Below are 20577 nucleotides of genomic sequence, written 5' to 3'. Positions count from 1 at the left end.
TGTGCGGTGGAAAAACTACGTGATTGCCCCTGAAAGGCGGCTACGCCAAATCTCGGTCCTCAAATAACAATAATCCAATGAAGGAAGTTAATCCACAAAACAGAATCGAATAAAGAAACAGGCCAGAGATGTAAATTCCAGGAATTGGCGTATTGGCATCAATTGCTCCATTCATCGAAAACAAATCGAGATTGGGCGTAACGACCGCAATAAGTTGAGCAACGAATTGGACAATCGGAAAAGCGTCCTGTGACGAACTGACGATTGAAGGAGTCAAGTGACCAATCAGGTAGACGCTGAAGCAGACTGCGAAATTTGCGAGTTGTGGAAGTCTCGTCGCCAGAGCCACGGCCAACGATGTAAGCGTAGTGACCTGAAAGAAAACCATTACGATGCCCGGCACCGTCCGTATCATTTCGACGTAACCTTGTTGCCACAAAGGTTGCTCAAGAGAATTCTCACGGGCGTCGTAAAGTGGCTTGTAACCGACCGCTAACAATTCAATTGCACCCAAGACAACTATCATGAGCATGAGCACCCACAGGATGCCGAGCAACTTACCGAAAATGAAAGAACGCCGATGGATGGGCTTGGAAAGCAGTGTGAGCGCCGTCCGGCCCTCAATTTCGTCGCTGACGGTGCTACTTGCCGACCAGATGCCTTGAAACAAACACACCACCATTATCAAAGTAATTCCGCAGTCTTTCAGCAATTTGATATCTTCGCCCAGCGTATGAAACGGAATGAAGACGAACGCCGCAATGCAAAGCGCTCCGAACAGAATCAATATCTTTGGCAAGGGTTGAGATATCTCGCTTTTCGCAGTCGCCATTGCTATGGCCGCTAGACGCGGAGAAGCACCTAACTGCAAGAACCAGACAATTCCGATCAAAAACGAAATTAGCCCCAACACAAATACAGCAAACATTTCGGGACGCTCGGATGCTGTTCGAATGAAGAACGTAACGGTAGCTTCATCATATTCTAAGTTCTGACCCGTCAACGAAGAGCCTGCGACGGTTGGAATCGGGGCTTCAGACGAGGCCCCGCGATACCACTCATGTGACGCTTGCGCTGAAATGCGAACGGGAGTGTCGAATAGATCTTCTTCAGAACCTTTAACGCTCAACACCACATTACGGTCACTTTTGATGATGACCTGCTGTAAAGATTGCGGGTTGTAGTCGAGATTAATCGCTTCTTCCAAACCTGCTTCGGCATCCTGCGCCACGCCTTTTAAGACAACCGTTTGCGACGATTCACCTTGCGTCATGATGCTGGGTAAACTGGTGATCATCTGCACCGGTTCCTCCACCACAATCGTCGCAACACCAGCGAGGACGACTACAACGCAGAGCGCCATGAATATATGAGCCCCGATTCCAACAGTTAATGTCTCTGTAAATTCATCAATGAATCGCCGGTTGGAACAGTAGAGCAATGTCCAGAAAATGATCGCAAAAAACGCGAATACCGTGGGCAGCGACAACAACCACTCCGAACGGACAATTTCTTCACTACCTCGAACGCGAAACAGTTGCTGTAGAGGAACCGCGAGAATCGCAGTCACTATCGCACTCGCACCGGCACCGACCCAGAACGACACACTTTTGCGTCGCCAGGTCTGTAGAAACGGAATAAAAGATAACGCGTAGATAATTCCGTAAACTACCGCTAGAGCTAGCAGGCCAAAGAAAATGCCAACGCCAAATATCCAAAAAGGTGTTAACCAACGAGTCAGCCACGATTCGCTAGCGGCTAACATAAAGGGGGCGTTGGCTCCGAATATCATCGCTGTTTAAGACTTGTGAGAGGATTCGATCAATAGACAGTTTATCAGCATGTCTCTTGGGAGCGCGCCGATTGCACACCCCAAAACTGAGTCGGCGTATTATCATCGACAAAGGTCGGCTCGTCGAGTCGGTGGACGCTTAGGCTACGAACATTCGGCCAAATCGGTTCGGACCGACCGCTTCTGAACGGCATAACCTGTCCTAATCGACCTGTATCAATCCGCCTGCGCGGCGAGCCTTATGCCAGAAAACTGCCAGCGGGCAGAAGTTGGAAAGAAGTTACGGTAGGTCGGCCGTATGTGGGTAGAGCTGGTTGCGACCGAACCGCCCCTAAGAACGTATTGGTTGCACATGAACTTACCGTTGTATTCGCCGACCGCCCCGCTCTTGGGAGCAAAGCCAGGGTAAGGTGAATACGCGCTGCTAGTCCACTGCCAAACATTTCCTAGCAGCCCGCATTTGTGATGTTCAACTTGCGGATGAATTGGTAAGCCGCGCGAGACTAGAAGTTCAGCAAAATTCTCACACTTATATTCAGATGCGGCCGTTGCTAGCGCCGCAGATTCCCATTCCGATTCCGTGGGAAGACGTTTTCCAGCCCAACGCACATAGGCGTCCGCCTCAAAGTAGTTGAGATGGCAAACTGGCCGCTCCCCATGCAGACGCTGCATCCCGGCCAAAGTGTATTCCTGCCATTCCCCGTCGACTTGCTCCCAATACAAGGGGCAGAGAACTGAATTTGTGCCTACCCATGACCAGCCTTCGGAAAGCCAAAAATGGCTTTTCTGATATCCGCCATCCTCAATAAAATCTAGGTACTCGCCATTTGTGACCAAGCGGTTTGCTAGTTGATAGGGTTGCAAAAAGACTTGGTGAGTTGGACGTTCGTTGTCGAAACTAAACATTTCAGTTTCGTTGGCGCTACCGATCGACTGAACTCCACCCGGGAATGACAACCATTCTAGCTCAGTTGCGGAAACGGTATCGCTCAAAGTAGCTGTCCTGAGGGCGGGACGACTAGGATTCTGGTAAAGCGCATGTTTGATGTCAGTTAGAATCAACTCTTGATGTTGCTGTTCATGTTGCAACCCCAGTTCAAGTAGTTGAGTGAACTCGTCCGAAAGATTAGAAGGCTCGCTGCCGAGAAGTTCAAGAACCGCTGCGGTGACCTCGCGACGATAGCTGTAAATTTCGCGCACCGTCGGACGGCTTAAGAGGCCCCGCTGCGCTCGCGGAAACTGGTCCCCGACGGCGTTGTAATAAGAGTTAAATAGGTAGCGGAAGTCGGATGGAGCCGGTCCTTGATGGCCTAAAGGTTCGAGGATGAACGTTTCGAAGAACCAAGTGGTATGGGCAAGGTGCCAGCGAACAGGACTAGCATCGGGCATGGACTGAATGCAATAGTCTTCGACTTCGAGCGATTCACATAGCAATTCGGTAAACTCCCGAATCGCAGTAAAACGAGCAGACAATTCATCACGAGTTTTCCGTGAACTCTCGCGTGAAATTACTTGATTTTGAATCATTGAAGTTGGTTTAAAAATGGCCGATTAACCATGTCAAAGCTTCCCAAATCAGACGACCTCGAAAGCGAAAACACCGAAATAACCCTGACGATCCAGCCAAACGTCGCTTAACTCAAAACGGCAGTCGGCAGCAAGGTCACAGAAGCCTTCGACAGTGTATTTGTGCGAATACTCAGTGCAGATTAGTTCGCCTGCTTTGAAATGGAACTGGTGTTGACCACAACTAACAGTCTGAGCGGTCAAGCTCTCTAAGAACAGTTCCATGCGGTGAAAGTCTGTATTGTATTTTACGCGATGAGCAAATTGTGACTCGTCAAAATCAGTTCCTGCTTCGCGATTGATCCTAGTCAGGAGATTCAAATTGAAAGCAGCGGTGACGCCCTGAGAATCGTCGTAAGCGCGATGAAGAACGTCGGTGTCTTTTTGAAGATCGACACCGATCAAGAGTCCTCCGTGCTCACCTACCCAGCAACGGACGTTTCGCAAAAGCTCACATGCCATAGTAGGTGTAAAGTTACCAATAGTTGAACCGGGGAAGAAAGCAACTCGGCGTTCGTGACTAGGAAGTCTTAAGTTCCAATCGACGTCAAGTGAACGTGTGAAGTCGGCGGCAAGGGGCAAAATGTCGATCTGTGGATATTCTAAGACAAGTTGCGCCGTGACCTCCTCTAGGTACTCGCTCGAGATGTCGATAGGCACATAGGCTGCAGGTTTGTTGACTGTGTCAAGCAACAGACGCGTCTTTTCGCTGGAGCCACTTCCCAATTCAATGATCGCTGCATCGGGACCGATGGAATCAGAGATGGCCTTGTGATTCTCATTCAGAATTTCGATCTCAGCGCGGGTTGGATAGTATTCGTCCAGCCGAGTGATTTCATCGAAGAGTTTCGATCCTTTTTGATCGTACAAGTACTTGCAAGGGAGTGTCCGGTGCCGCTTGGAAAGTCCATCTATCACATCTTGGTAAAGTGTCATCGATGGGGCATTAGGAGCCGAAATATTGTTCATACGGTAGTCTTACGTAGGCAAGGACGTGTATTTAAAGAGTGATTCCCAGCAGGTTGCTTCAAAACCGGACAACGGCAGTTAAGCATTATCCGTGCCCACCAAGGCTTTTTAGGGGGCCGTTCAAGGCAAGCGGGCTGGGGTCGGCTGGGCGTTTTTGCCTACTCTTGATTGAGCTGCCAGATTTCGGCTTCCAGGAGCCATTTTTCAAGTTTTGGTTCTGCGGTGAGCTGCCCCGAGCCGGTCGCAGTTTGCTCTGCCCGATCAATTTGGCTTGTATCCGCAGGTTCAAGGACGATTTTTGCGGTAAGTCGCGTGCCGAAGAGCAAGAGTTCCAGCCTCTCTGGTAGAAAGGCTTGCCAGATTAGCTTGCCACGCTCCCAGCCGATCACATGACCGCGGGACTCGGACAGCTCGCCTTCATACTCAAGGTACCGAATTCTATGGTTCGGCAATCGGACAACGGTGCTCGATTCGCCCTCAATAGGCAGCCGTAGAAGTTCCCAGGTCAACAGTTCGTCGTTTCTTTCCAGCATCAGGTCGAAATGGCTGGCTCTAGCCGAAAGTGGCGATTGTCGGTGGCGGGGGTTTGAGGAAGGCCCCAACAAAGAGGCTCCATCCGAAGCCGCGGGGGCAGCATTCGGGACGGAGTGCCACAAAATGGCAAATCGGAGATCTTGGGCGGCTTTTGCGATCATCGAGGCGACCTAATGGCTCAGATGTGTGCGTCGGAGGCGCTAAGGCTGGCGAAAAAGTTCTACTTCTGATGGAACTTCCGATTGTAACGTTCGTCCAAAGCCTGTCGCGCGCAAATTAACGAATGCTGAAAGTTTGCAGTCGCTACATACCAAATTATACTCGAACCCCAATAGCCAGTTTTTCCGTGTAGAGCAAACTCATGGGAAGATTTGGCGCCCAAATTCAAGTCGACTTCACGATAGCCTCCAGCTTTTCATGTTTGTCGCGTTGGAATTGGAAAAGGCAATGAGTTGGGCTGCCCTCTTCTGCAACAGAGAATTGGGTCCAATTTTACAAGTTTCGCGTCGCATGCTCATCAAGTCTAACGGCACAAAAAGTTATGGTTAGTTCTCCTAAGATCCGCTCTCGCTCCATCAAAAATCGCTTGGCGCAGCTTCGTCAAAGGTCTTTTCGATCGCTTTTGGTAGAGCAACTTGAGCGCCGTGAGTTGATGGCGGGGGATGTGTCGCTGACGAGCCAGCAGGCGTTGCTGAGCACCGCGACGCTCAGTTCTCTGACGGCGAATGATTTGGATGATCCTCGTCCACGTTTGCTGTCGGTCGCTCCCAACTCGGGGCAGATTCTGAGCTTAACTCCCTCGGGCAGCCCTAATCTGAGAAGTTTGAACGTGCAGAATGAGTCTCCCACGGAGCTCGTTTTCCGTTTCGATGGTGCTCAGCAGATTAACCCTGAGACGCTGACCGGAATTCGCATCGTCCGAGCTGGAGGCGACGGTGCATTTAATGGTACGAATGATGTCGTGGTGACCCCGGGCTTTCTTGGTTTTGGTGAAAACGAGCGAATTGTTATTGCCCGATTCTCTTCTCCGTTGCCAGACGATCTATACCGTATTGAGATCTTGGCTCAGGATCGAAATGGTCTGCCAGCAATTCGCAATCTTGCGAACGAACCGCTTCGCCCTCGTGTTGCTGGCACCGATCGTGACATTTACTACTTCAATGTCGAGTTGGGAGTGCAGGTCGTCGCCGTTGTTCCACAGCCGACCACTGCCAACGTTAATGGAGTTGTAGCCCGAGCAGGAAACGTCATCGAAGTTCACTTTGACGCTAATAACGACAAGCTGAATCTGAATTCTCAAAACACTGACTTGGCGACTCGAGAACTGTTCCAGTTGATTTGGACTCGCGATACAGTAACGCCGAACGACGATAGGGTGATTCTTCCTTTACAGGTCAATTACCAAGCAAGTTCGAATAAAGTTGCATTGGTCTTTGAAAATCCTATTGAAGATTATGCCACTGGTGGAGGTGGAACGTTCAGACTTCGGATTGGTACACGTCGGTTGGCTCCATCCGCAGGCGGTCAAGGTTCCTCGCCGGCTGTCCCAGTTCAAGGCGATATTACTGGAAATGACCCGGGAGGGAATACTGCCGCAAACCGAGACTTAGGTACCTTCAATGGTAACTATTCAGCGGTTATCACTCAGGAAGTGCGCGTCGATAATCCGTCTGATGCATTGCTGATTGATCATCCTGGTAGCAACGACGAGCCAGGAAATCGAGATATTCAGGACGAGTCTCACATAGGCGGCGGGATTACAGCAGATGCCAATGTTGAGATTACGAAACGATTCTATTCATTCGTCGAAACGCAGCCCTACGGTGTCGACAGCCAAGGTCGGCCTGTTCGGACGTCCATTAGCGAATTGCAGAAGCAGCGAGTTCGCGAAGTTTTTGAATTCTATTCGAAGTACCTTGGCGTAGACTTCGCTGAAACCGCAGGCATCACGGCGCCTGATGGTACGACGGCACTCCAAATTGTTGTCGGTGACTTGCTAGCGCCGGTCATTGGAACCACTGGGCCTGAAGGGTTTGTCTCGTTCATCACTCAAGCGCTCAATGACACGACGGATTTCAGCCTTGGGATTTTAGACAACTCGGAAGCTTGGGATAACGATTTTGGCTATGGAACTCAGGACGACAAATTAAATGTTCAATTGATGGCGGACGCACGCTTCGCATCAATCTATCTTCAGACGCTGACATTTCCACAGGACAACAATGCGCCCAACTTCTTTGTCGAGGCAATGCGTGTGGTTGGATCGCTATTGGGAATAGGGCAATCCAATGACTTACCGCCGGGGACCATTCAAGGGTTCGATCCTTTGCTGGGGCGGCCTGCCAATCCGCTTGAACAAATATTCCCAGGTGATCACGACATAGTCCACGGTGATCATTTGCATCGAGCTGACAATCGTGATATCGACCTTTATCGTTTCGAAATTGGGGCTGGTAGGTCTGGATCATTTACAGCCGAGACCATCGCTGAAAGGTTGATGAATTCGAGCGATGTTGACACTCATTTAACTCTCTTGCGTGAGTACACGGATAGTTCCGGTCGACTTCGTACGCAGGTGATCGCAGTCAATGATAACTACTTCAGCAAGGATTCTTTGATCAAAGTAGATTTACAGGAAGGCGTCTACTACGTTGCTGTCGTAGCAAGCGGCAATCAAAACTTCAATGCGGATATCGAGGGTTCTGGCTCGGGTGGAACAAGTCAGGGGCTCTATCAGTTGCGGCTTGACTTCAAACCAGAACAGTTGGCTTCAAGAACATTGCGAGATACTGCGGGCACTTCGCTCGACGGAGACGGGGACGGGCTGGCGGGCGGTGTGTTTGATTTCTGGTTTCGCGCAGCTGCGCCAGTCGGAGTAGCTGCCGCCGGTGCGCCGCGCACAATCTACGTCAGTAAGCTGTTCACTGGCGCTAGTCCAAACGGGTCATTGAATCGCCCGTTCAATACGATCTCGGCTGCAGTAGCTGCTTCTCGTCCCGGTGACATCGTTCGAATTGTGGGAAATGGCGGAGCCGACAACGATATTTCAACTTTGGTAGATAATCGTGCATATGAGGTTGGAAGTGGCGGATCGGTAATCGGTACGCTTTCCGATGGCGACAATCTAATTGTCCCAGCGGGAGTAACGTTGATGATCGACGCAGGCGCTGTCTTGAAATTTGGCTCCAGCCGCATTTTAGTTGGAAGCAACGATACGACCACCGATCGTAGCGGTTCGGCAATCCAAGTGTTAGGTACGCCGGAACATCGAGTTGTTTTTACTTCCTACACTGATGAATCGATTGGAATTGATACGAATCCGCTGCGTACTACTCCGGCTCCTGGAGATTGGGGAGGGATTGAAATTCGCAATGATTTCGACAACTCTCAAGGGAGAGTGAGTCGAGAACGCCAAGGTGCATTTTTAAACTACATCGCACACACCGACTTGCGTTACGGTGGTGGTCAAGTTGCGATTGGTGGTACGCCGAAAGTTGTAAACCCAATCGACTTGTCGGAAGCCCGTGCAACGATACTTTACAACAGCATCACAAACTCAGCAGACGCTGCGATCTCAGCTGATCCAAACACATTTGAAGAAACCCTCTTTACGGAGCCGCGATATCAAGGAAGTCAGCCTTTCACTCCGGATTATGTCCGCGTTGGGCCAGTGATTCGTGGAAACGAGCTTGCTGACAATACGATCAATGGGCTTTTCATAAGGGTCGATACTCTAGCAGGGCAAGATCCCAAGCAGATGACTGTTGCTGGTCGGATCGACGAAACTGACATCACAATTGTATTGGGGGAAAACTTACTAATCCGCGGAACTCCTGGCGGTGCAGTTGCAGAAACCGCGGGACCAAGCGTTGCCATTGTTGTGCCTACATTGGTTGCACCAACGGCTCCCAATATCGGTCTTGGCGCTGGAACGCACAGCTATGTTATGACTTTCGTGGATGCGTACGGCAGCGAAAGCCTCCCGAGTTCAATCTTTGGTACGATTACTACAGCTGGAAACAATGCGGTTCGTTTGACAAATCTGCCTACTGGATCGGGAGATTTTGTCGGTCGCAGGCTATACCGTCGTTTAAATAGCGGTGCTTTCGTCTTGGTCGCGGAATTAAACCGTCAGCAGACAACATTCGTTGACCAAGGAGCGACCCTTCTCGGTTCACCCGTCACGGAAGGTCTACCGTTCTTGCAACGGGCACGACGCGATGCATCCTTGGTGATAGATCCGGGGGTAATTGTCAAATCGCAGGGGGCTCGTATCGAAGTCGATATGGGGGCTACGCTGATAGCAGAGGGGACTGATGCCAAGCCGATTGTCTTTACCTCGACGCGTGACGACCGTTACGGAAAAGGTACGACTTTTGACACCAACGGCGATGGAATCTCGGTCACATCAGCGGCGCCGGGAGATTGGTCAGGCATTCTAGCTCGTCATCTGTCCACACTAAGTCTTGATTCCGTTGTAATTACCTTCGGTGGTGGCAGTTCAAGAATTCCAGGCGGCTTCGCCTCGTTTAATGCAATTGAAGTTCACCAAGCTGAAGCCAGAATCGCAAACTCCGTTATTGAGAACAACGCTTCAGGTGTTGGCAACCCAGGAGATACGCGACGTGCGGCACGTGGTGTCAACGACGCTGCTGCTATCTTCGTGTTAGGCAGCCAACCCATTATTATCAATAATGTGATCCGCAATAATGGCGAAACCATTTCGACTCACTTGGCTAACTACTTACAGAATGGCGAAACCGCTGCAATAAGCATCGATCCAAATTCGATGAAGGCGGTACCAAAAATTGACTACGGCCGAAGTGTGGGAGTGGCACTTGCGTCTCAAGTTGATATGGGCAATCTTGGTCCATTGGTCAGCGGGAATCGCTTAGGCGGCAATGCAATCAATGGAATGCGTGTGCGTGGTGGTACACTGACGACGGAAGCGGTTTGGGATGATACCGATATTGTACATGTGTTGCAAAAAGAAATTGTAATACCTGACTTCCACACCTACGGCGGTTTGCGCCTCCAAAGTTCGGTTGGCGAAAGTTTAGTGGTCAAATTGGAAGGGCAAGACGCAGGTTTCACTGCTACTGGACGTCCGCTCGATATTACTGACCGAATTGGCGGTAGTTTGCAAATCGTTGGAACTCCGGGATTTCCAGTTGTACTAACAAGCCTGAGAGATGATGACATTGGCGCTGGCTTTGACTTTGCCGGCGGATCAATGCTCGATACGAACAGCGACGGTGATGCCACGAACGCTGCACCGGGAGATTGGCGCAGCGTGCGTTTGGACGCATTCACCAACGATCGCAACGTGCAAACGACGTACGAATACGAGTCGCGCAATCCACGAGCTATGGGTTTGAATAATGATAGCGCTAACGCACAAGATATCGGTAGGTTGGCGCCGAATCTAAACGCAGGTGACGAGAATCTTCGCCTGGGAATAACAGTGACTGGCTCGATTGCCGCACAGAGCGATCGAGACATATATAAATTCTCGGCAGAGGCCGGAACAATGGTGTGGTTTGATTTGGATCGCACCTCCATGGATTTCGACTCGGTCGTCGAATTGATCGATGCCCAGGGAAGAATAATTGCTCAAAGCAGCAATTCTCTACAGGAGTCTCAAACTGGCAACGTGTGGTTTGATCCTGTCCTAGTAGACAACGGACAGGTATTTCCATTGGACCAAAATACCTTTGCTCCTCAGAATGCGAATGTTGCAACAGCGGTCGATTTCCAAGCAACCAATCCGTTGGATGCTGGTTTCCGGATGGTTTTGCCGGGAACTCCAGGCACTTCCAATGACTATTACGTCCGGGTCCGCAGCAGTAATCTGATGCCGGGAGATCCAGTTGCCAAGCTTCAAGATTCTGACCCGGAAGTGGTCAAACAAGGGCTTTCAAGTGGCTCGTACCGGCTACAGCTTCGTTTGCAGCAGACAGATGAAGTGGGTGGATCGACAATTCGCTATGCAACGGCGCGATACGCAACCACTGGAATCGAAGTGATTGGCGGACCAATGCATTCCCCGCTACTGGGAGAATTCTCAGAAGCAAACCCCCAGGAATCTCAGTCTGATACCGGATCGGCAATCAACTTAGGGAATATTCTTTCGCAAGATCGCGGTGCTGCGTCCATCGCTGGCAACATCGCCTCGGCTGGGGATGTCGACTGGTATCGATTCACTGTACAACGGCAACTATCATCAAGTCTTCAATCTGGCTATCACACGTCGGTTGTATTCGACATTGATTATGCCGATGCGCTAGGTCGAGCCAACACCAGCCTGTGGGTTTTCCAAAGCAACAATGGTACGCCGACAAATTTGATTCTAATTGGCCGAGACTCGGACGTAACCGATGATAAAGCGGCTGCCGAACAAGGTTCAGATGCAGGTGACTTAACGCGAGGTTCATTCGGATCGGCAGACCCCTTCATCGGTGCAGCGGAACTTCCTGCTGGCGAGTATATGGTGGCGGTCACGAACAATAGCTTGACCAGTTCCGTCCTTCAACAGTTCCAACAAAGTCAGTTAGATGGCACTACCAACCCACTAACACGCCTCGAGCCGCTTGATTCTGTAGTTCGAATCTCCGAAGATCGCTTCAGCGGTACGGTAACGAATCCGTCGATTCCAAAGCAGGTTGCATTTGAAAGTGCAGACGCCAACAAAGTTCCATATACATTGGCTGACGTTAACCTTTTTGTTGCACGAACTAATCCAAACAATGGCAATCAATCTCAATTGCTCTTCGGAAACGGAATGACCGGTGCGAAAGAGGCGCAAGGAAGCAATGCGGTCGGTGGAATCTTCTCCGCAAGCCGTGTCAATGATATTGCAGCTAGCCCGCTGGGCCGAATAGTTGGAGCAAACGTCCTGCCAGGTGGCGGGTTCTTTGGTGTAATCAATGACGGAAATACCAACGGTTTTACCACCGTGCTGACCTCTGGCGGTGCGGCTATCACAACCAATGCTGGAATTCAGACGTTTCAAGCGCGATTCAATCCACAAAGCGGCGCGCCTGAAGTTGTCCGCGGTACTGACTCAGGTGGAAACTTGAATGGTGTTGGTCTGGATTTCACAGCATTAACGTTTGCACAAGCAGCAGATCAAAGCCTTGCCCTTTTCGGTGTTGCACAACGAGCGGATGGGCAAGATTTAGATAGGCCCGTAATTGTCGACATCAATGGTACCGGTTCATTCCAACCGACTGACCCGTTGTTGCCGCCGGATGCATATATTACGCCAGGGGTAAACGATGAAAATGATCCGGCATACACCGGAGCATTCCGCAATATTCTTTATCGCCTGGACCCTGACACACAAGCGGGGATCTCGCCTCCAGCCTATGGCAATAGAACGGGGCTCGCGCAGGCAACGGGAACTGGTACTCAGGTCCGTGAGTACGGAATCTTTGCTGAGGTTTCTACCTACATTCGTAACAACAGACCAGGCTTCCCCGACACGATCGTTGTGACACGTGAAGCCAGAGGTGATATCGTCGGTGTTACGCAGGTTGGGAATTTCCTTTACGGCGTGACCGATCAAGGCGAACTTTGGCGAATGGCGACTACCAGCTATGACGGCGGTTTCGCGGGAGCTGAATTGATCGCGACCAACGTGCCGAACGGCTTAACCGGGTTGACGCACGGCCCACGCAATCTTCCGCTTGGAAGCACTACTACGGAATCTATCCTCAGTCTTCCACCTAGAACGACCGGAGGCACGTTCCAATTGCAGGTGCTAGGTGGAACAACTGGAGTATTGCAGTACAACGCGTCTGCCGCCCAAATCCAAGCGGCTCTTGCAGCCCTTCCAGGGATCGGTGCAGGTAACGTCAGCGTAACTGGTGGCCCACTATCGTCGTCAGCCGTCTCTATTGTTTTCACGGGAACGCTTGCAGGTTCAAATCTGCCCATAACGATTGTAAATCAAGCCTTTACTGCCGCAGCATCACCACCGACCGTTACCGCGCTGCAAGCGACCGAGATTGAGGCGTTTGATCTGAACGTCAATCGGGCCAGTGCTACGGATGTTGTTTTGCGAGTTAACACCGATACGTTAAATGGTCCTGGTAACGGGGCCAACTACGCATCCGCATTTGCACTCCAGACAGCAATAAATGCGATCCCAGCTGTCAACGATTCGGCGGCGCAGGCGATTGTTACGCAATTGGCGAACGGTCATTTTAGAATCGTCTTCCAAGGCCCTGGCGCTGACGCGCTGGTTTTATCGGTCGACTCTGGTCCTGCTTTCGTGTCACCCGGGACAGATCTGACGATCAACAATGCCACTGCCGATGTGGTGTTGACCCTGAATTTTGTTACGCCTGGTCCTGATCCCGACACTCGTACAATCACAATTCAGCCTAATCCTGCCGACCCAGCTAATCCTCCATTCAGCCCAGTCCCATACATAGCGACGCTAGCTCAAATTCAAGCCGCTATTGATGCCCAACTAGCGGTGGCTCCTGCCATTAATGCCGTAGCTGTTGTTACAGAACTCGGAGCGGGTCGGTTTAGGATTGGATTCCGAGGTGCGGATGCCGCAGGAATTACATTGAGCCTGGCGAGCGGTCCAGCATCATTGGTTGATTTCGACGCGCCGAATTCAGCAAGTTACAGATTGGCAATCCCTGCCGTAGCAACGAACGGACAGTTCCGGTTAAGGCTTGGTACAGGTGTTGTCGGGCCGTTTGGAGTAAACGTTGGCGCGTTCCAAATACAAAACGCACTTCGAAATCTGCCAACGGTTCAAGCCCTTGGAAACGATGTCACTATTACAGTACAACCTTCGTCAGGCGGAACGAATCGATTTGATATTTTAATCGCCGGACCACGAGCGAATACGCTCGGTGTACTGTCATTGGAATCGCATACATTCCAAGCTGCACCGGTACAAGCTAGCCTGCAAATTCAGCAAGATACTTCCTACGTAAACACTTTATTTGGTGTAACGGACAATGGAACGATCCATGCTTTTGATGTAAACGGCGTACCACGTCGGATCTTCCCTCGTGGACTCTCTTCAACTGTAACAGCTGATACAACAAACGGCTTGAGTGCCGGTGGTGGCGATGTAGCAGGCTTAGACTTTGCTGCTCTCGACGTCAACCTTTGGCACAATACGACCGCACGCCAAGATGATGCGGGACATGGAACTCTCGATACATTCAATTTGTCACGAGTGCCGTCGGCAAACGGAAATCAAAGCCTCTATTTCGGCTTCCGCGATAATACGGTGGGTCTTCGACAAGAAGGTGATTGGACGGGTATTTATAATATTTCAGATGCAATCGGTTCCACGGGCGACGTTGGTAACTACAACTTGCCTGGCGGTGCTCGGGGTGCTTTAGAAAGTTACGCAATTGATCTAACAGGGTACACGCCAGATGATCAGCCGACTTTGTATTTCAATTACTACATTGACACCGAGATATCAAATAGTAACGCAACTGATAATGCTGTGATGCGGGATGCATTCCGGGTCTACGGTCTCGGACCAGACGGAACCTGGGTGCTTCTGGGCACAAATAACTCAGCAGGCAACACGGATACGAATCTCGCTTTGTTGACTGATGGAAATGAATATGACGTTCCTACTTCTAGCTATCAGGACGCATTGGGACGAAGCTATCGAACTCAAGAAATATTTGATGAAGCAAACCGAACTGGCGACTGGCGGCAGGCTCGCATCAATCTAGCTCCTCTAGCGGGGATGTCGGACACTGTTATTCGATTTGAATTTAGCACCAGCGGCGATTTCCGAACTGGTGATCCGCTGCGATCCGGAATCGAAATCATTGCAAAACCAGGTGCTGAGTTCCAAGCTGGCGATACATTCTCGCTCCAGGTTCAGGGACTTGCAGCACCAGCTCAGTTGCAATTTATCGTTGGCGGCGAGGCGCTCCTGCCTGGTCATACTGCAATTCCAGTTAATGCGGGAATGACGGCGCAAGATGTGCGAAATGCTATACAGCTTGCTTTGGCGCAAGAGATTAACGGTGATAATAATACTGCCCCTTATCCCGTATATGGAAACACTGTAGTCGTTTATGGTGCGTTTGCTCTGAATGCTGGTCCCCTGAAGATTACGGGACAGTTCGATCGAGCTGGAGATGCATTTGGGCCTTACACTGGTTTGACTTACAACGGTGGTTTGGGAATATTCGATGCCACGAAGAATTTCGACCGTGCGATGCAAGCGACGCTAGCGAATACTTTCGAAGGCGTATATCTGGACGATATAATTATCGGCTTTGCTGAACGTGGCGAGCAAGTATTCAATCCCGTTGCCGCTGGCGGGACAATCTTTGCACCAACACCATTCTATGAAGATTTTGGTGGGCCGTTTGGTACAATTGCAGAAGAGGTTGAACTGGGAACCTATCAGCTTGAAATTCGAGTTGGTCGCGAGTACGCAACACAAGGGATCGGCCGAGTCGTGCCAGATTCAACTCGCGTAATCGATACAAACGACCGAATGAGTCAGCAGGCTGCTATTGTCGTTAGCACTGTATTCGACGTAGCCGACGGAGATCAATTCACTGTTAGCGACGGGATCAATAGCGTCACTTTCGAATTCGATCTAAACTCCAACGGAGTGTCGCCGGGTACCATTGCCGTACCATTAACGTTGCCGTTTTTGAACGCTGAAGCCCGATCAGGGCTGGTAGCAACAGCAATTCGAGACGCAATCAATGGATCGGCGGCGCAAAGTATCTTGAAGTTGACTGCGGGATTGCGTGGTCAAATGCGAAACGCGTTGGATCAAGATATTCATCAAGACGCGTCCAACATTGTGGAACTATTTGGTTCCGCGGCCGGAAGCGTAACTGGCTCCCGTTCATTCTCAACGACTCCAGCCATTCAAGGGCTATTCTCTGGCGATCAGCAAGCGTTTTATGGCGAGGATGTTGGCGATAGCAACATTGTTCGCGAGCAAGGTCAAATCATCATCGATTCAAGTTCGGTGCTAGATAGTGCCGAGTATGGGATCTTGGTTTCGGCTGGTTTGCAACTGAGAAATGATCTAGGACCAAATGTTCAGCCTCGTCCATATCCGGGAGCTGCACGAAATCTGGTCACACTCAACAACGAAAATCTTGCACCGGGTGCTGTTATCATCAACAACATCGTGGCAAGAAATGGCGAGGGCGGTATCCGCGTCTCCGGAGATCCACGAGTTGGTGGTCCGACAGAACCATCGATTGCACCAATTACAGTTGCTCGAGTAATCAATAATACGCTCTACGGCGCTGATCTGCTTGAAGATGGGACAGGAGCAACTGGTACAGGTATTTTGGTCGAGCAAAATACTAGCCCAACGCTGATCAATAACATCATTGCCAACTTCGAAACCGGACTTTCGGTGACGACTGGAGCGACCGTCGTCGCAGGTGCGAATATCTACCAAAATAACTCGACCACTCGAAACGGCGTGGGAGCTGGTACGTTCGATATTATCCTGGGTGCAAATGCGCCTTTGTTCTCGGACGTTTCCAACAGCCGATATTATCTGGATGCGAACTCTCGAGCAATCGATAGTAGCATCGCGTCTTTGCAAGAACGTCCTGGTTTAACTCAAGTTAAATCGGGTGTTCAGCTGCCGACAAGTCCGCTATTGTCGCCACTGTTTGATGTCGGTGGCCTACGTCGCGTCGATGATCCTGCCGTGAATACTCCTTCGGGCCAAGGCAGCAATGTCTTCATCGACCGAGGTGCAGTCGACCGCTCCGATTTTTCCGGTCCTGGTGTAATTCTCACCCGACCAATCGACAATGATTTGGAAGGAAACGACCTGGATGCGAGTGCTACATACATTCGTCTCGCCGCCGATGCTGCTCCTCTGGATTACTTTGAAATCTTGATCGACGAGCGTGCGGGAACTGGACTTGATCCAGAATCAATCGACGAGAACAACGTCATCGTGACTGAAAACGGTCGTATCCTGCGTCCAGGTGTCGACTACGAATTTGGCTATAGCGTCAACAGCCGAACAATCCGAATTACCCCGCTAGCGGGCTTTTGGAGAGAGGGACAAGTTTACGAAGTCACGTTGAATAATCGTGATCGATTTGTTGTCTACGCCCCAGAAGGTTCCGCGATTGCCGATGGTGACCAGTTCTCGGTCGTGGATAGTCTGGGCGGGACCGTTGTATTCGAGTTTGATACTGGCTATCAAATCCAGTTACCTGCGGTTGCGTCGCTCATCGTTCCTTCCATCGGAGCCGGTTTGGGAGGGATATTGGATTCCGATCGATTCACAATCATCACCAATAGCGGGACTGTTACATTCGAATTCGATAGCAACAGTTCTTCTGTGGCTGGTAACGTCGCCATACCGTTTGCGACCACCGACAGCCAAGCTCAGTTAACTCAGCGTATAGTTGACGCAATTCAAGCTAGCTCGCTCGGTATTACGCCTGTCGTGCTCAGCGATGGCAGCATAGCGCTCAACGGCGGTGCGAATGTTCGAATTGACACGTCGGCTAGTGCATTGACGCAACCTGCAAATACCCTAGCCTTGGCCGTCCCAGCAGCTGCTGCCTTTGCCGATGGTCAAACCTTTACCATCTCCGACAACCGTTCGACGGTGATTTTTGAAATCGATTTGGATGGTACAAGCGATCCTGCGAATGTAGGAATTGATCTGGTCGGAGCTACGACGGGAGGTGAAGTTGCGGAACGAATTCGAAGAGCAATCAACGGCTCGGTTCTTCAGTTGGTAGCATCACGGACGGGCGCATTGATCAGTCTGGGACTTCCAGCAGAAGGAACAGTTGATGTGGATGGAACGCCTTTGCGAGTGTTTGGAACCAGCCGAAGTATTGCTGACGGACAAACGATTACGCTCGACAACGGCACCGAGGAAGTGACATTTGAATTTGATTCAAATAGTTCCGTCGGAGAAGGTAACGTCCCAGTACTGTTCACTCAGTCGCAGACGCCGTTTGAGCTAGCGACGGTCCTTGCTCATGCAATCAGGAGTTCATCGCTTGGTTATACCGCTCGTGCTCTGTCGGACGGGTCGGTTGCACTAGACACTGCAGATGAACTGGCAATTGACACTGCGGGAGCGGTTAATATCGTCGTTAGCGGCAATCCTGGCGTGACTCCGCAGACTACTTTTACGTTAGAATCGCTTCCTGTAGATGGTCAGTTCTTCACCATCAACCACAACAACACATCAGTTACGTTTGAGTTTGAAAACACAAACGTGAACGATGGACGTACGGTTGGTCGGCGTTCTGTGTTGTTCAGCAATGCCAGCACCATTGAAGATGTTATTGGAGCTATCTCGGTAGCTATACGAACTTCAGCGTTGGCTCTTGACAGCACTGTTGACGGCGACGCTCTGGTGTTTGCTGACAATCCTCGCACGTCATACGATCTGACAGGAGCTCCGACACTTTCCCGCAGTGGAATTGCGGGTGGAGTGATTCGAGTGCCTGTCTCGATCGACAGTGCATTCAGTGATGCACAAGTTGCTGTAGCGATTAATCGAGCACTACGGGATGCGATTGCCGCGGGCAATCCTGATCGAATCGATACATCGCTGACTTCCCGAATTCTCGAAGGCAACAAGTTGTACTTCGAAAACACGGAAAGCGTCGTAGGGGGAATTCAAAGTTTCTTCTTAAAGGGAATCGAGGACCTAGCTGGAAACCTACTGCGACCCAACCGCGTCAATAGTGAAACTCAATTCACCATTTTGATGCCAGGCGTCGAGCTTGACTTTGGCGATGCGGCCGACCCATTCAACGGAGTTCCTGGTCGATACCCAACACTTTCGTCTAACGGCGGTGCGTCCCATGTGGTGTTCGAAGATAGCGTTCGCCTTGGTGTCGGCGTGTCGGGTGAGCAGGATGGTCAGCCATCTGCTGATGGTTTAGCCGACCAGTTCGATGATGGTGTTGTATTCACTCCGCAAACAGCGTTTCCAGTTGGATTCGAGAGCGCTGGCGTGCTAAGCACACAGATGCAAAATGAAATCACAGTAACTTTGTCGGCACCTGGATTTGTGGATGCATGGATCGACTTCAACGGTGACGGAGACTGGAATGATCCAGGTGAACACATCCTAACCAGTGAGCCATTCTTTGCAGATTCGTTGGAACGCACCTTCAATATTTCGGTACCGGCGTCCCTAGCAAATCTTACGACACCACAACTTGCGTTTGCTCGTTTCCGAGTGAGTGCAGATGAAGGAGGCTTGCAACCGACTGGTATCGCGACGAGTGGTGAAGTTGAAGATTACCGAGTGACTTTGCTGCCATTTAGCTCAGCACCAACCATTGGTGCAAATCCGCTACCAGACCGAAATATTGCCGAAGATACGCCTGAGTTCAGGCTGCCTTTGGTGCCGGGTGCGTTTGCTGATCCCGACGCGTTTGACGTGTTGACTTTCACTGCTACCAGCAGTGATCCTTCCAAAGCAGCCGTCCGAGTCGAAGGCAACGAGCTGGTTATTACGCTTCAGCCTGATCAAAACGGCAACGTAACAATCACTGTAGAGGCTTCGGATATTACCGGATTTACGGTTTCCGATTCGTTCAATCTGAGAATCGCGGCGCGAAACGATGCTCCTGTTGCGAATCCGAATACGTACAGCATGCCAATCAATAGCAATGTTTTGACAATTTCCGATGCCTTTGGCACGGTCAATCAAAATGCGTCTGATGATGGCGTTCTTGCAAACGATATTGATGTTGACGGAGACGTTCTGCGAGCTGAAGTTGTCATTCAGCCTCGCGGAACATTGACGCTGAATCCAAACGGCACGTTTGTTTACCGTCGCCCATCGAATGCCGTCGTGGGTGAGACTGACACTTTTACTTACAAGGCAATCGATCCGAGCGGCGAGGAATCCAACGTCGTAACGGTGACGATCGTGTTCACGCCACGGGCAGACTCGCCTCACTACAATCGCGCGCATCCAACCGACGTCGTTCCTGGCCAAACGCCGGGTATCACTTCGCCGATTGATGCATTGTCGATCATTAACTTCCTGAATGCAAATCCAGGCAGAACGTCTGTCCCAGTTGGTGAATTGACCTACAATCCAGCTCCGTTCCGAGATGTCAATAACAACTTTGCCATCGATATCTTGGACGTTCTGGCCGTAATCAACTTCCTTAACAGAACCAGTCGCATTGTGGCTGGCGGCGAAGGCGAAGCAGTGATTGATGTCGCAGCGCAGACTCGTTCCGTCGAGGTTGATCCGCTGGCATCCGTTGCATCAATTGACGTGTTCGCCCGTGTTGACGAAGGCACGGCGACAAATGCGAAACGATCTGTCGCTCAAGCGAATGGAGCTGTGCCGACGAGTGGTCAGGCGAAGCTGCCTCAAACGGTGGCAGAACTTTCCGATACAGCAATTTCCGCTGTCGACGATTTGTTCACCGACGACGATTCGATTTACGATTTCGACGACAGTGGCTCTGACGAGTCATCGACAGACTCCGTTTTCGCAGATTTTTCTTCACTTCCAAACAAGAAGAATAGTTAGTCAACGACCCTAAGCGGTAAAAAAGATTGCGGGCCCGCCAGGAATTTATTCTTGGCGGGCTTTCGCTTTTGGAGTTCGGCGCAACAGGACCCTTGCCAGTTGGAATGAAAGTTGCCAGGATATTGGCTGCGACGGTTCGCGTGCCGAACTGACAGTAACGACTTCAATTTGTCCAGGCTTTCCCGCT

At 50.8% G+C, this 20577-nt stretch carries 5 protein-coding genes; 1 reads left to right on the top strand and 4 read right to left on the bottom strand.

The window, feature by feature from the left end; all coding sequences use genetic code 11:
• Positions 1-40 precede the first annotated feature (40 nt).
• From SH451x_RS19180 to SH451x_RS19165, 4 genes are all read right to left on the bottom strand, one after another.
• Positions 41-1792: an ABC transporter permease subunit gene (locus tag SH451x_RS19180; protein WP_479358645.1), complete on the bottom strand. Its 1752-nt coding sequence runs from the start codon at positions 1790-1792 to the stop codon at positions 41-43.
• A gap of 216 nt (positions 1793-2008) precedes the next feature.
• On the bottom strand, positions 2009-3319 hold the full coding sequence (gene egtB, locus SH451x_RS19175; RefSeq protein WP_479358644.1) for an ergothioneine biosynthesis protein EgtB: 1311 nt from the start codon (positions 3317-3319) through the stop codon (positions 2009-2011).
• 48 nt (positions 3320-3367) lie between these two features.
• Positions 3368-4294 (bottom strand): L-histidine N(alpha)-methyltransferase, encoded by a 927-nt coding sequence (gene egtD / locus SH451x_RS19170; RefSeq protein ID WP_479358642.1) that lies wholly within the window; start codon positions 4292-4294, stop codon positions 3368-3370.
• Between the two features lie 191 nt (positions 4295-4485).
• Complete coding sequence (locus SH451x_RS19165) at positions 4486-5022, bottom strand: DNA polymerase ligase N-terminal domain-containing protein (RefSeq protein ID WP_479358641.1); 537 nt, start codon at positions 5020-5022, stop codon at positions 4486-4488.
• A 380-nt stretch (positions 5023-5402) separates the two neighbouring features.
• On the opposite strand from SH451x_RS19165, the gene SH451x_RS19160 reads away from it, so the two are divergent.
• A complete protein-coding gene (locus SH451x_RS19160; protein WP_479358640.1) occupies positions 5403-20390 on the top strand; it encodes a cadherin-like domain-containing protein in 14988 nt (4995 codons plus the stop codon).
• The last annotated feature ends 187 nt before the right edge of the window (positions 20391-20577 follow it).

This window comes from Njordella aestuarii (genome assembly GCF_056494165.1).
This window is presented reverse-complemented; position numbering and strand designations above follow the sequence as displayed.

Coding starts and splice junctions, on each gene's coding strand:
- SH451x_RS19180 (WP_479358645.1), bottom strand. CDS start 1,792: ATGATATTCGGAGCCAACGCCCCCTTTATGTTAGCCGCTAGCGAATCG.
- egtB (WP_479358644.1), bottom strand. CDS start 3,319: ATGATTCAAAATCAAGTAATTTCACGCGAGAGTTCACGGAAAACTCGT.
- egtD (WP_479358642.1), bottom strand. CDS start 4,294: ATGACACTTTACCAAGATGTGATAGATGGACTTTCCAAGCGGCACCGG.
- SH451x_RS19165 (WP_479358641.1), bottom strand. CDS start 5,022: ATGATCGCAAAAGCCGCCCAAGATCTCCGATTTGCCATTTTGTGGCAC.
- SH451x_RS19160 (WP_479358640.1), top strand. CDS start 5,403: ATGGTTAGTTCTCCTAAGATCCGCTCTCGCTCCATCAAAAATCGCTTG.